This window comes from Pseudomonas sp. NY15435 (genome assembly GCF_048068295.1).
Taxonomy (GTDB): domain Bacteria; phylum Pseudomonadota; class Gammaproteobacteria; order Pseudomonadales; family Pseudomonadaceae; genus Pseudomonas.
On the sequence record NZ_JBLUQA010000005.1, the window covers coordinates 432,060 to 445,580 of the forward strand.

Genomic DNA, 13,521 nt, shown 5'->3' on the forward strand with positions numbered 1-13,521 from the left:
ATACGAAACGAAAAAGCCGCCCTCGGGCGGCTTTTTTTGCTGTTGTAGGAGCGAGCTTGCTCGCGAACGGATTTCCCGAGGGCATGGGCGTCAAGCGGTTCGCGAGCAAGCTCGCTCCTACAGATTCCTTGAAGTATTGCGCTATCAGCCAGCCACGCGCCTCTCGTTCAGGACGATCTGCCGCTTGGCGCTGCGCGACAGGCGGATGCACAGCATTATCGCCGCGCAGGTCAGGCCGACGATCAGACCTTCCCACAGGCCGCGCGGGCCGGTGGGTTCCTGCAGCCAGTGGGCGAGGCCGAGGCTGTAGCCCACCGGCAGGCCGATGCCCCAGTAGGCGAACAGGGTCATGATCATGGTCGCGCGGGTGTCCTGGTAGCCGCGCAGGGCACCGGCGGCGGTGACCTGTACGGCGTCGGAGAACTGGAACAGCGCCGAGAACACCAGCAGCGTGGCCGCCAGCGCCAGTACGTCCGGGTCCTGGGTATAGAGTCCGGCGATGTGTTCACGCATCAGCAGCATGCCGCTGGCGGAAATGCAGGCGTACGCCAATGCCGCGCCCATGCCCACGCCGGCAGCGAAGCGCGCATCGCGCGGGGCCCCGGCGCCCAGCGACTGGCCGACGCGCACCGTCACGGCCATCGCCAGCGAATAGGGGATCATGAACACCAGCGCACTGAAGTTCAGCGCCACCTGGTGCCCGGCGACGACCTTCTCGCCAAGCTCGCCGATCAGCAGGGCGATCACCGAGAAGATGCTGGACTCGGCGAAAACCGCGATGCCGATGGGCAGGCCCACCGCCACCAGGCTGCCGATCACCTTCGGTTGCGGCAGTTCCCAGTGGCGGAACAGTTCGCTGGGCTTGTAGACCTTGGCCCAGTTCACCCACACCAGCATGCCCAGCAGCATGAACCACATCACCGAGCCGGTGGCCCAGCCGCAGCCGGGGCCGCCCAGGGCCGGGAAGCCGAGGTGGCCGTATATCAGCACGTAGTTGATCGGGATGTTCAGCATCAGCCCGCAGATGCCCAGCACCATGCTCGGGCGGGTCCGGCCCAGGCCGTCGCTGTAGCAGCGCAGAACGTGGTACAGCGCTACCGCCGGCAGGCCGCAGGCGATGCCGCGCAGGTAGAAGCAACTGGGCTCGATCAGCGCTTGCTCGACCTTCATCGCCCGCAACACCGGCTCGGAGAGCAGCCATAGCGTCGCTCCCGCCAGCGGGCCGACCAGCAGCGCCAGCCACAATGCCTGACGCACCAGCGGGCCGGTGCCGGCCTGGTCGCCCGCGCCGTAGCGCTGGGCCACCTTGGCAGTAGTGGCGAGCAGGGTGCCGGTCATCAGCAGGAAGATCGGAATCCAGATCGAGTTGCCCAGCGCCACGGCAGCCAGGTCGCGCGGCCCCACGCTGCCAGCCATCACCGCATCGACGAAGCCCATGGCGGTAGTGGCCAGCTGGGCGATCATGATCGGTGCTGCGAGGGTCAGCAGTTCCTTGAGTTCGGTGGCGGTGCGCCGTCCGCGGGAGACGGGCTGGGCGAGGCTGGTCACGGCTTTCCTTGGCAAGAAGAATTGGCGGGAAGCCGGCCAGTTTAAGGGCTGACGCGCCAGTCAGGAAGTCTTGCATGAGCCGCGCAGGACCGCGCGCAGGGGGGAGGATCGATGTTGCGGTAGGAGCAACTGCGCTCACCTGTGATTCGGCCCCGAGACTCCCTCTCCCTAACCCTCTCCCTGAAGGGAGAGGGGACCGTTCGGAACAGGGTGGAACCCTAGTGTCAACTGGCACGAATAGCGCCCTCTCCCTTCGGAGCGGTGCGCGCAGCCAGGGCGGGGGGATAGGGCTGGCCCTGGCACGAGAGTCGAGGTGGCGAGCCATGGGGCGCTCCTGTCGGTTGATGGTCGACAGGTGAGAATGCCTGTACAACTCGCCACGCTGGTAAAGTAGCCGCAGCCGATTTCTGGAGTCAGCCCATGCGTATCCTTGCCGATGAAAACATTCCCCTGGTCGAAGCCTTCTTCGGCGCCCATGGTGATATCCGCCGTCTGCCGGGGCGCGGGATCGACCGTGCCGCCCTGGGCGATGCCGAAGTCCTGCTGGTGCGCTCGGTGACCGACGTCAGCCGCGAGTTGCTCGCGGGCAGCCAGGTGAAGTTCGTCGGCACCTGCACCATCGGCACCGATCACCTGGACCTCGACTACTTCGCCGGGGCCGGTATCGCCTGGTCCAGCGCGCCAGGCTGCAACGCCCGCGGCGTGGTGGATTGGGTGCTGGGCAGCCTGTTGGCGCTGGCCGAAGTACATGGCGCCAAGCTCTCTGAGCGTCGTTATGGGGTGATCGGCGCGGGGCAGGTGGGCGGACGCCTGGTGGATGTGCTGCGTGGGCTGGGTTGGGATGTCCGCGTTTGCGACCCACCGCGCGCTGCCGCCGAGGGCGGTGACTTCCGCAGCCTGGAAGAAGTGCTGCGCGAGTGCGACGTGATCAGCCTGCATACGCCGCTGACCCGTGACGGCGAAACCCCGACGCGCCACCTGATCGACGCCGCGCGCCTGAAGGCGCTGCGCCCCGGCACCTGGTTGATCAACGCCAGCCGTGGCGGCGTGGTCGATAACACGGCGCTGCGCATTCACCTGGAATCCGGCGCGGATGTCGACGTGGCGCTGGATGTCTGGGAGGGCGAGCCGGAAGTGAACGTACGCCTGGCCGAACTCTGCCGCATTGCCACTCCGCACATCGCCGGCTACAGCCTCGACGGCAAGCTGCGCGGTACGGCGCAGATCTACGAGGCGTTCTGCGCCTGGCAGCAGCGCGCGCCGGAAGTCGATCTCGACGACCTGTTGCCCGCGCAATGGCTGGCCGAGCTGAGCCTTAAGGAAGAGTGCGACCCGGACTGGGCGTTGGCGATGCTCTGCCGCGCGGTATACGACCCGCGCAGTGATGACGCCAATTTCCGCCGTAGCCTGGTAGGCGATACCCAGACCCGGCGGGCGGCCTTCGACGCGTTGCGCAAGCACTACCCACCGCGCCGCGAGATCACCGGGCTGTGGGTGGACATCCAGGGCGAATCGCCGCGCCTGGAAAGCCTGCTGACCGCGCTGGGCGCCAACCGGGTCGGGGAGTAGGGCGGACGCGCCGCCGTGTCGTCTGTACTGGACGTCAGCGGCGCGGTGGCTCGCAGGTCTTGTCCAGTTCCTGGCAGGCGCGCTGGATCATGTCTTCGGTGATCGGGACTTCACGGCCCTGGGCATCGATGATCGATCCGCCGACCGGCTGCTGCGGTTGGCGCGGGGTGGGGCGGGGAGTGGAATCACGGTGGGTTTGCAGGCTCATGGCCAATCTCCTCTACATCAGTGCATTGCAGTCTAGGCAGATCAGATGAAACCCCGGTGACAGAGGCTGCGCAGGGCAGCGCCGAAGAACCGTCACCGAAGACAGACGACCGTAATGCCCTCGCAGATTGCGTGCCAATCGCGAAGTCCCCGGTCGTTTGCTTGTCGTTATAGTGAGTGGAATGACCACTTCCCTGGTCCGACCCGGCCTTGCACCGGTGGTTCGAAGAAGTTTCCCTCGAGGATGAGTATGGACAGGATTCGCATCGGGCTGATCATCAATCCGCTGGCCGGTATCGGCGGCCCGACGGCGCTCAAGGGCAGCGACGGCGTTGCCGAACTGGCCCTGGCGCGCGGTGCTGAGCCACGGGCGGCGGAGCGCACGCGGGTCGCCCTGGAGCATCTGCTGTCGGTGCGTGAGCGCCTGGAATTCCTCACCTTTCCTGGCCCGATGGGCGCCGACCTGCTGGCCGACATGGGCTTCGCCCATCGCCAGGTGGGCGAACTGGAGCAGCAGCAGAGCAGCGCGGCGGATACCCGTCACGCCGTGCAGGCGCTGCAGCAGGCCGGCGTGGCGCTGATCCTCTTCGCCGGTGGCGACGGCACCGCGCGGGATGTCGCCGAGGTAGCCCGCGAAGGTCAGCCGGTGCTGGGCATTCCGGCCGGGGTGAAAATCCATTCCGGGGTCTATGCCATCAGCCCGCGCGCCGCCGGCGAGCTGGCGCGACGGCTGGTGGATGGCGGCCTGGTGCGCCTCACCCAGGGAGAGGTGCGCGACCTGGATGAAGCCGCCCTGCGTGAAGGCCGTGTCGCCGCGCGCTGGTACGCCGAACTGACCGTGCCCGAGGAAGGCCACTTCATGCAGCACGTGAAGCAGGCGGGTATGGAGACCGAGGAACTGGTGCTGGCCGATCTCGCCGCCTGGCTGGAAGACAGCTGGGAAGATGATGTGCGCTATGTTTTCGGCCCCGGTTCGACGTTGCACGGGCTGGCCGCCGACCTGCACCTGGACACCACGCTGCTGGGCGTCGACGTGATCGAGAACGGCGCAGTGATCGCCCGCGACGTTACCGAGGCGCAGCTGTTCGAGTTGGTGGACGGGCATCCGGCCTTCCTGCTGGTGACCGCCATCGGTGGGCAGGGACATATCCTTGGGCGCGGCAACCAGCAGATCAGTCCGCGCGTGCTGCGCGCTATCGGAATCGAGCGCCTTCGGGTGATCGCCACCAAGCGCAAGCTGGGCACCCTCGAAGGCCGGCCGCTGCTGGTGGACAGCGGCGATGTCGGGCTGGACGCGAGCTTCCCGGCGGCCGTGCGGGTGTGGGCCGGTTACAAGGAAGAACTGCTCTATCCGCTGGGTTGGGGTAGCGAAGTCTGAAGATCCACTCCTCAGTACGGTGGTGCAGGTAACCGAGCCTGATCTAGACTCCTGCGCTCCGTGAAACCGTAAGAGGGGCAGGGCATGCATTCGGGCGGTTGTCTGTGCGGCGCGGTGCGCTACGAGATCAGTGGTGAGCTGGCGCCGATCCAGGTCTGTCATTGCAGCCAGTGCCGCAAGGCGCAGGGTGGCCCGTTCGCCACCAACATTCCGGTGGAGGTCGCCCGGTTCAGGCTGCTCAGTGGGGCGGCGCAACTGGCCGAGTTCCGCGCTTCGCCGCAGAAGAAACGAGTGTTCTGTCGCACCTGCGGGTCGCCCATCTACAGTGCCCGTGACACGCTGCCGGAAATATTGCGGGTGCGTGCGGGAACCCTGGACGAACCCTTGCGGACAAACCTCGAAGCACATTACTACGTCGGGTCCAGGGCCTCCTGGTGGCCACTGGCAGACAATCTGCCCCAGTACCAGGGCAGCAAGCCGGGATGAGGGAGCTGGCGTGACCAGCAGCAGTCAGGGAGCAACAGGGTCAGTGGGAATGGAACGGAAATTTCGCGTGCTGGTGCTGGGCGGTTACGGCAACTTCGGCAGCATCATCGTCCGTCGCCTGAGCGCTATCGACGGCATCCGCGTGCTGGTGGGCGGACGTGATCAGCGTCGCGCCAACGAGCTGGCTTCCCAGGTGGGGGGCGAGGCGGTGTGCCTGGACATGAACCAGCCGACGCTGGCCGGGCGTCTCAATGAACTGAAGGTCGACCTGGTGATTTCCACTGCCGGGCCCTTCCAGGGGCAGGATTATCGTGTGGCCCGCGCCGCCATCGGTGCCCGCGCGCACTACATCGATCTGGCCGATGCGCGCCAGTTCGTCTGCGGCATCCACGAACTCGACCGTGCCGCCCGCAGCGCCGGCGTGCTGGTGTGCACTGGCGCCAGCTCCGTGCCGGCGCTGGCGGCGGCGGTCATCGACGAATTGCTGCCGCGCTTCCAGCGCCTGGACAGCATTCACCACGGCATCAGTTCTTCGGCGAAGATTCCCGGCCAGGCGACCGTCTCGGCGGTGCTGGGTTATTGCGGCAAACCCGTTCGCCAATGGCGGCAAGGTCGCTGGCAGGACGTGCACGGCTGGCAGGGGCTGAATCGCCACCGCTTTGCCGCGCCTCTCGGGTCGCGCTGGCTGGCCCATTGTGATGTGCCGGACCTGGACCTGTTCCCGCAACGCTATCCCGGCGTGCAGGACGTGCGCTTCTCCGCCGGTTTGGGCCTGCGCCTCACCCAGTTCGGCACCTGGGGCTTGTCCTGGCTGGTGCGTGCGGGACTGGTGAAGGATGCCGCGCGGCTCGGCGCCGGCCTGCACCGCCTGGCGGTCGCCATGGAGCCGCTGGGTGATGGACGCAGCGGCATGTTCGTGCAGTTGCAGGGCGTCGACGGAGACGGCAAGCCCCTGGCGCTGTGCTGGGAAATGCTCGCACAGCAGGACCATGGCCCGAACATCCCCTGCATGGCGGCGGTGGCACTGGCACGCAAGCTGGCCGCCGGAGAGCTTCGCCAGCGCGGTGCCACGCCGTGCATCGGCCTGCTGACCAGCGGCGAATACGTGGCCGAACTGGACGGCCTGGATATCTCCCATGGCCTGCGCGAGCTGGCCGTGCACTGAGTTCGGGGTGTTGCCTGGGAAACAGTCGATCAGCAGTGCTGTTGCCTGAGTGACACGAGGCGCCGGTAAAACCGGCGGAAGTGCCCTGAAATCGTACATTTCCTTGTTGTTTCGGCCCTTTCTGGGGTTGGTACGGCCCTTGCTCAAGGCCTCTGTACCTAGCGCAACAGTCAACAGGGAAAACCCATGACCAGCCCCATCAAAGTGGTCGCCGTCTCCGGCGGCACCTATCGCCCCTCGCGCACCCTGGTGCTCACCCAGGCCGTGCTCGATGCACTCGGCGAGCAGCTTCCGGTAGAAGCCCGAATCATCGAACTGGCCGACATCGCCCGCCCGCTGGGTGCCGCATTGTCCCGCCAGGAACTCTCCGCCGAGCTGGAAGCCACCCTGCGCGAGATCGAGACCGCCGACCTGCTGGTGGTTGCCTCACCGGTCTACCGTGGCTCCTATCCGGGCCTGCTCAAGCACCTGTTCGACCTGGTGGACATGAACGCCTTGATCGACACCCCGGTGCTGCTCGCCGCCACCGGCGGCAGCGAGCGCCACGCGCTGGTCCTCGACCACCAGTTGCGCCCACTGTTCAGCTTCTTCCAGTCGATCACGCTGCCCATCGGCGTGTATGCCAGCGAAGCGGACTTCGCCAACTACCAGATCACCAGCGACACCCTGCGCGCCCGCATCCAGCTGGCCGCCGAACGCGCAGCGCCGCTGTTCGCCCGCCCGCAACTGCGCAAGACTGCCTGAGGAGCCCGCGATGAACGTGTTCTGGTTCCTGCCCACTCATGGCGACGGCCACTTCCTTGGTACCAGCGAGGGTGCGCGCCCGGTATCGCTGCCGTATCTCAAGCAGATCGCCCAGGCTGCCGACTCCCTCGGCTATTACGGCGTGCTGATTCCCACCGGCCGCTCCTGCGAGGATTCGTGGGTGGTCGCCTCGGCCCTGGCACCGCTCACCGAGCGCCTGCGTTACCTGGTGGCGATCCGTCCCGGCATCGTCTCACCGACGGTGTCCGCGCGCATGGCGGCGACCCTGGATCGCCTGTCCGGCGGGCGCCTGCTGATCAACGTGGTCACCGGTGGCGACCCGGATGAAAACCGCGGCGACGGCATCCACCTGAGCCACGCCGAGCGCTACGAAGTCACCGACGAATTCCTGCGCATCTGGCGTCGCGTGCTGCAGGGCGAGTCCGTGGATTTCAACGGCAAGCACCTGCAGGTGGAGAACGCCAAGGCGCTCTATCCGCCGATCCAGAAGCCGTATCCGCCGCTGTATTTCGGCGGCTCCTCCGCCGAAGCGCACGACCTCGCCGCCGAGCAGGTGGACGTCTACCTGACCTGGGGCGAGCCGCCGCAAGCGGTTGCGCAGAAGATTGCCGATGTGCGCGAGAAAGCCGCGAAGCAGGGCCGCACCGTCAAGTTTGGCATCCGCCTGCACGTGATCGTCCGCGAGACCGCCGAGGAAGCCTGGCAGGCCGCCGACAAGCTGATCGCCAATATCTCCGACGAGACCATCGCCAACGCGCAGAAATCCTTCGCCCGCTTCGACTCCGAAGGCCAGCGGCGCATGGCTGCGCTGCACGGCGGGCGGCGTGACCAGTTGGAGATCTACCCCAATCTCTGGGCCGGTGTCGGCCTGGTGCGCGGCGGCGCCGGTACCGCGCTGGTGGGCGACCCGCAGCAGGTCGCCGAGCGCATCAAGGAATACGCGGACCTGGGGATCGACAGCTTCATCTTCTCCGGCTACCCGCACCTGGAAGAGGCGTACCGCTTCGCCGAACTGGTCTTCCCCTTGCTGCCCGAACCCTACGCGAGCCTGGCGGGTCGCGGGGTAACCAATCTCACCGGGCCGTTCGGCGAAATGATCGCCAACGACGTGCTGCCCGGACGCAAGGCGAGCTGAACCGCCATCCCTGATCTGCCGGGCAGCTTGCCCGGCAGATCCCGAATCGAATTGACCCGAATCGAACTGAAGAGGAAGCGAGCGTGAACGCCAATACGCGGCTCGACGCACAGACACCCGGGCAAATAGCCCAACGCCTGGCCGCCGGTTTCGCCGAAACCGCCGCCGAGCGCGACATCCGTGGCGGCACGCCGAAGGCCGAGCGCGACGCGCTGCGCCAGAGCGGCCTGCTGTCGCTGATCATCCCCAGCGAGTACGGCGGCCTGGGCGCCGACTGGAGCACCACGCTGGACATCGTCCGTCAGTTCGCCGTGGTCGACAGCTCCATCGCCCACGTGTTCGGCTTCCAGCACCTGATGCTGGCCACCGTGCGGCTGTTCTCGCGGCCCGAGCAATGGCAGCCGTGGTTCGAGCTGACCGCGCGCAACCAATGGTTCTGGGGCAATGCGCTGAACCCGCTGGATACCCGCACCGTGTCGCGTACCTTCTCCGGCTGGCGCGAGTTTTCCGGGCGCAAGAGCTTCTGCTCCGGCGCGCTGGATTCGCAAATGCTGATTGCCTCGGCGCTGGACGGCGAGGGCGGCAAGCTGCTGATCGCCGCCATTCCCACCGCGCGCAGCGGCATCAGTCTCGCGCACGACTGGGACAACATGGGCCAGCGCCAGACCGACAGCGGCAGCGCTACCTTTGAGCGCGTGCGCGTGGAGGAGAGCGAGCTGCTGCTCGACCCAGGCCCGCTGAGCACGCCGTTCGCCTGCCTGCGCCCGCTGATCGCCCAGCTGATCTTCACCCATGTGTTTCTTGGCATCGCCGAAGGCGCGTTCGAGGAAGCCCGCCAGTACACCCTCAAGGAAGCCCGTCCGTGGTTCCGCTCCAACGCCGCAACGGTAGGTGAAGACCCCTATGTGCTCGCGCATTACGGCGAGTTCTGGGTCGGCCTGGAAAGCACGCGCCTGCTGGTCCGTCGCGCAGCTCAACTGCTCGATGAAGCCTGGAGCAAGGGGGCGGCGCTGGATGCCGAGGAGCGCGGCCGGCTGGCCGTGGCCATCGCCACCGCGAAGGTCGCGGCCACCCGCAACGGCCTTGAGATCTGCAATCGCCTGTTCGAAGTCACCGGTGCCCGTTCCACCCATGCCGCGCTGCGCATCGACCGCTACTGGCGCAACCTGCGCACCCAGACCCTGCACGACCCGGTGGACTACAAGGTTCGCGAACTGGGCGACTGGGCGCTGAACCAGCAACTGCCGCAACCGACTTTCTACTCATGAACGCGACCACACCCGAAGGGCTGCTGACGCTGCCCAAGTCCCCCGCGCTGGCCACCTCCATCCGCGCCACCGCCCAGGTCTTCGAGGACCCCAAATCCCAGGCGCTGCTCGACCACCTGCAGCAGGTCGCGCCCAGCGAGGCCAGCGTGCTGATCATCGGCGAGACCGGTACCGGCAAGGAGCTGGTGGCGCGCCACATCCACAACCTCAGTGTTCGTCGCAGCGGGCCGTTCGTGGCGGTGAACTGCGGGGCCTTCTCCGAATCCCTGGTGGAGGCCGAGCTGTTCGGTCACGAGAAGGGCGCCTTCACCGGTGCGCTGGCGGCCAAGGCCGGCTGGTTCGAGGAGGCCGATGGCGGCACCCTGTTCCTCGACGAGATCGGCGACTTGCCGATGCCGATCCAGGTGAAACTGCTGCGCGTATTACAGGAGCGTGAGGTGGTGCGCCTGGGCTCGCGCAAGAGCATCCCGATCAACGTGCGGGTGCTGGCAGCGACCAACGTGCAGTTGGAGAAGGCGATCAACGCCGGGCACTTCCGCGAGGACCTCTACTACCGCCTCAACGTCGTCAGCCTGGAGTTGTCGCCATTGCGCGAGCGGCCTGGTGACATCCTGCCGCTGACCCGCCATTTCATCGCCGAGTACAGCCGGCGCCTGGGCTACGGCCAGAGCCAGCTGAGTGCGGAAGCCGCGCAGAAACTGCGCAGCTATTCCTGGCCGGGGAACATTCGCGAGCTGGAGAACGTCATCCACCATACGCTGCTGATCTGCCGCGACGGCGTGGTGCGCGCGGAGGACCTGCACCTGTCCAACCTGCGCATCGAGCGCAGTGAAGAGCCGCGGCTGGAAGCCCTGGGCGCCGAGCAGATTCTCCAGCAGGCCTTCCAGCGCCTGTTCGAAGAGCAGGGCGGCAACCTGCATGCGCGAGTGGAAGATGCGCTGCTGCGCGCGGCCTATCGCTTCTGCCACTGCAACCAGGTGCACACCGCCAACCTGCTGGGCCTGAGCCGCAACGTCACCCGTACGCGGTTGATCGAGATTGGCGAGCTGGTGGTGAACAAGCGCCGGGGTGCATCGGTGATCGACCCGGAGCGGGGGGTGCGGCTATCCATCTAGGTCAGCTGAGGCCTGTCCATTTGGAGGTATTCGCCGCGGCCCACTGATCCACGGCAACGAAACCGGCCAGTGGCCAGCCTAGACTCCGGGACCGCCCATCCCAAGCGAAAGGAGTCACCCATGCACGTGGACATCGCCATCGTCGGCGCCGGCCCCGCCGGGCTTTGCCTGGCCCGATCGCTGTCGGGCAACGGCCTGTCGATCCTGCTGATCGACCGCCAGCCGCTGGCCGCGGTGGCCGAGCCCGCCGAGGACGGCCGGGAGATCGCGCTGACCCACGCCTCCCGCGCCGAGCTGCAGCGCCTGGGAATGTGGTCGCGGATCGACCCGCAGGAAGTCTCGCCGCTGCGCGATGCCCAGGTGCTCAATGGCCCGTCGCTGTTCACCCTGCGCATCGAAGCCGAGCACGCTGGCGCCGAACAGCTGGGGTATTTCGTCTCCAACCAGATGATCCGTCGCGTCGCCTTCGATGCGGTGCACGAATGCGCGGATGTCTCGCTGGTGTGCGGACGCGCCTTGCGTTCGCTGCAGGTCCGGCAGGATGGCGTGGCGCTGACCCTGGACGATGACAGCCGCGTCCATGCGCGCCTGCTGGTCGCTGCCGACAGCCGCTTTTCCGAGACCCGCCGCATGCTGGGTATCGGTGCCAGCATGGAGGACTTCGGCAAGACCATGATGGTCTGCCGCATGGCCCACGAGAAACCGCACCACAACGTCGCCTGGGAGTGGTTCGGCTACGGCCAGACGCTGGCGCTGCTACCGATCAATGGCGACCGCTCCTCGGTGGTGCTGACCCTGCCGCAGCGTGAGATGGCGCCGCTGTTGGAGTTGGATGAGCAGACCTTCGCCCGCGAGATGGAGCGCCGTTTCGATCGCCGGCTGGGCGGCATGGAACTGCTCGGCCCGCGTCACAGCTACCCGCTGGTTGGCGTGTATTCGGAGCGTTTCATCGGCCCGCGCAGCGCGCTGATCGGCGATGCCGCTGTTGGCATGCACCCGGTCACCGCGCACGGCTTCAACTTCGGTTTGCAGAGCCAGCGTCGGCTGGCCAACGAAATCCTCGCGACCCATCGCCGGGGTGGCGATATCGGTGGTACCTGGCCTCTGCGTCGCTATGCCATGGCCCATCGCCTGGCGACCTGGCCGCTGTACCAGGCCACCCGGTTGATCGTCGGCATGTACACCGATCCGCGTCCGCCGGTGCGCCTGTTGCGCAACGCCGGCCTGCGCCTGGCGCAGAACCTGCCACCGCTGCGCACGGCGATTGCCAAACACCTGACTCAGGGCGCGTAAGGGCGTTCGCGAGCAAGCTCGCTCCTACAACAGCACGCCGGTGCTTCCGGTGACTGTAGGAGCGAGCTTGCTCGCGAACCCATGCCTGCTCGTGATGCTGTCTGGAAACTATCGCGGACGGAGTCCGCTCCTACGTCACCGGTGAGCCCGGCGTAGGAGCGGACTGTGTCCGCGATGGCTATGCGCGCACGCGGACGGTCGATCATCAAGCCGCTTCGGTCTGCCGCGCCTTCTTCTGCTCCAGCTCGCGAACCAGCGGCAGCACCTTCTCGCCGAAGTAGCGCACCTCTTCCTGGAAGTGCAGGAAGCCCGCCAGCACCAGGTCCACGCCCACCGCCTTGAGCGCGACGATGCGCTCGGCGATCTGCTGGGGCGTGCCGATCAGGTTGGTCTTGAAGCCGTCGTTGTACTGCACCAGGTCCTCGAAGGTGGATTTGGCCCAGTTGCCTTCGCCCTCCGGTGACGCCGCACCGGCCTGTTTTGCGGCGTGGCCGAAGGCATTCACCGCTTCCGGGTCGGCCTTGTCGATGATCTCGGCGAGCACCGCGCGGGCCTCTTGCTCGGTATCGCGGGCGATGACGAAGGCGTTCACGCCGATCTTCACCGAATGTCCGTTGGCTGCGGCTTTTTCGCGGATGTCTTCCACTTGGGCCTTGATGCCTTCCACGCTGTTGCCGTTGGTGAAGTACCAGTCGGAAACGCGCGAAGCCATGTCCCGCGCTGCCCGCGAGCTGCCGCCCTGGAATATCTCCGGGTGTGGGCGCTGGATGGGTTTGGGCTTGAGGTTGTAATCGTGGAAGCGGTAGAAATCGCCCTTGAAGGTGAAGTTGTCCTGGGTCCAGATGCCCTTCAGGGCGCGGATGAATTCCTCCGAGCGACGGTAGCGCTCGTCGTGCTCCAGCCAGGGTTCGCCGATGGCCTGGAATTCACCCTTGAACCAGCCGCTGACGATGTTTACCGCGATACGCCCGGCGGTGAGCTGGTCGATGGTGGCCAGTTGCTTGGCGGCCAGCGCGGGCGTCCAGGGGCCGGGGAGGATGGCGGCGATCACCTTGAGTTTTTCGGTGGCGCCCAGCAGTGCGTGGCTGAAGGCCACCGACTCGTGCTGGTTCTCGGCGCCGTAGCCGGCGGTGAAGCGGATCTGCGTCAGCGCGTAGTCGAATCCGGCGTTCTCGGCGATGCGCGCGAGCTCGCGGTTGTAGTCGATGTCCCAATGGGTGCGCTGTTCGATCTTGCTGACCACCAGGCCGCCACTGACATTGGGAACCCAGTAGGCAAAACGGATCGGTTGTTGGCTCACGGCTCGGCTCCTCGATGCTGCACTGCGGCGAAGGTGCCGCAGGGTGTACAGAGCGAAAGCCGTGCCACGGGAGGAATTTTCCGGCGCATCAGACACTTGGTCATTGATCGGGACAACGGCCGCTGTTCCGTCTGGCGCAATGTTGCTGGCCATCTGTTGCCCAGGCAACAGTGCCGGGTGCGACAACCCGCCCCTGAGCAGGCGCCGGCAAGGCTGTCAAAATCCGAGGTTCACCCGCTCACAGAAGCGGGAACCTCCTGCGTGCGAATCCATAACAGGAAAAATCCAGGGG

Annotated in this window: 12 protein-coding genes; 9 read left to right on the forward strand and 3 right to left on the reverse strand. The window is 66.6% G+C overall.

Annotated features, from left to right (window positions below; translation table 11 throughout):
• Positions 1 to 144 precede the first annotated feature (144 nt).
• Positions 145 to 1,548 carry an MATE family efflux transporter gene (locus ACNFH5_RS14875; RefSeq protein ID WP_416747090.1) on the reverse strand — a complete coding sequence of 468 codons (1,404 nt, stop codon included), beginning with the start codon at positions 1,546 to 1,548 and terminating at the stop codon, positions 145 to 147.
• Between the two features lie 420 nt (positions 1,549 to 1,968).
• Between ACNFH5_RS14875 and pdxB the strand changes: the two genes are divergently transcribed.
• On the forward strand, positions 1,969 to 3,117 hold the full coding sequence (gene pdxB, locus ACNFH5_RS14880; protein WP_416747092.1) for a 4-phosphoerythronate dehydrogenase PdxB: 1,149 nt from the start codon (positions 1,969 to 1,971) through the stop codon (positions 3,115 to 3,117).
• A 34-nt stretch (positions 3,118 to 3,151) separates the two neighbouring features.
• Here the strand turns inward: pdxB and ACNFH5_RS14885 are convergent, their stop codons facing one another.
• Positions 3,152 to 3,325, reverse strand: a complete 174-nt coding sequence (locus ACNFH5_RS14885; protein WP_416747094.1) for a PA1571 family protein — start codon at positions 3,323 to 3,325, stop codon at positions 3,152 to 3,154.
• Between the two features lie 249 nt (positions 3,326 to 3,574).
• Between ACNFH5_RS14885 and ACNFH5_RS14890 the strand changes: the two genes are divergently transcribed.
• The 8 genes from ACNFH5_RS14890 to ubiM all read left to right on the forward strand — a co-directional run bounded on the left by ACNFH5_RS14890 (position 3,575) and on the right by ubiM (position 11,929).
• Positions 3,575 to 4,702, forward strand: a complete 1,128-nt coding sequence (locus ACNFH5_RS14890; RefSeq protein WP_416747096.1) for an ATP-NAD kinase family protein — start codon at positions 3,575 to 3,577, stop codon at positions 4,700 to 4,702.
• Positions 4,703 to 4,786: 84 nt separating this feature from the next.
• Positions 4,787 to 5,188 (forward strand): GFA family protein, encoded by a 402-nt coding sequence (locus ACNFH5_RS14895; protein ID WP_416747097.1) that lies wholly within the window; start codon positions 4,787 to 4,789, stop codon positions 5,186 to 5,188.
• Between the two features lie 49 nt (positions 5,189 to 5,237).
• Entirely contained in the window at positions 5,238 to 6,353 is a 1,116-nt protein-coding gene (locus tag ACNFH5_RS14900) for a saccharopine dehydrogenase family protein (RefSeq protein ID WP_416747099.1), read from the forward strand.
• 186 nt (positions 6,354 to 6,539) lie between these two features.
• On the forward strand, positions 6,540 to 7,097 hold the full coding sequence (msuE, locus tag ACNFH5_RS14905; protein ID WP_138216567.1) for an FMN reductase: 558 nt from the start codon (positions 6,540 to 6,542) through the stop codon (positions 7,095 to 7,097).
• Between the two features lie 10 nt (positions 7,098 to 7,107).
• Positions 7,108 to 8,253, forward strand: a complete 1,146-nt coding sequence (gene ssuD / locus ACNFH5_RS14910; RefSeq protein ID WP_416747102.1) for an FMNH2-dependent alkanesulfonate monooxygenase — start codon at positions 7,108 to 7,110, stop codon at positions 8,251 to 8,253.
• 83 nt (positions 8,254 to 8,336) lie between these two features.
• The gene (locus ACNFH5_RS14915; protein WP_416747104.1) at positions 8,337 to 9,521 is read left to right on the forward strand and encodes an acyl-CoA dehydrogenase family protein; all 1,185 of its coding nucleotides are present in this window, start codon (positions 8,337 to 8,339) and stop codon (positions 9,519 to 9,521) included.
• On the forward strand, positions 9,518 to 10,636 hold the full coding sequence (locus ACNFH5_RS14920; protein WP_416747106.1) for a sigma-54 interaction domain-containing protein: 1,119 nt from the start codon (positions 9,518 to 9,520) through the stop codon (positions 10,634 to 10,636). The genes ACNFH5_RS14915 and ACNFH5_RS14920 overlap by 4 nt, the downstream gene beginning before the upstream one ends.
• 120 nt (positions 10,637 to 10,756) lie before the next feature.
• Positions 10,757 to 11,929 carry a 5-demethoxyubiquinol-8 5-hydroxylase UbiM gene (gene ubiM / locus ACNFH5_RS14925; protein ID WP_416747108.1) on the forward strand — a complete coding sequence of 391 codons (1,173 nt, stop codon included), beginning with the start codon at positions 10,757 to 10,759 and terminating at the stop codon, positions 11,927 to 11,929.
• 205 nt (positions 11,930 to 12,134) lie between these two features.
• Here ubiM and sfnG read toward each other — a convergent pair whose 3' ends face one another.
• Positions 12,135 to 13,229 (reverse strand): dimethylsulfone monooxygenase SfnG, encoded by a 1,095-nt coding sequence (gene sfnG / locus ACNFH5_RS14930; RefSeq protein ID WP_416747110.1) that lies wholly within the window; start codon positions 13,227 to 13,229, stop codon positions 12,135 to 12,137.
• Between the last annotated feature and the right edge of the window lie 292 nt (positions 13,230 to 13,521).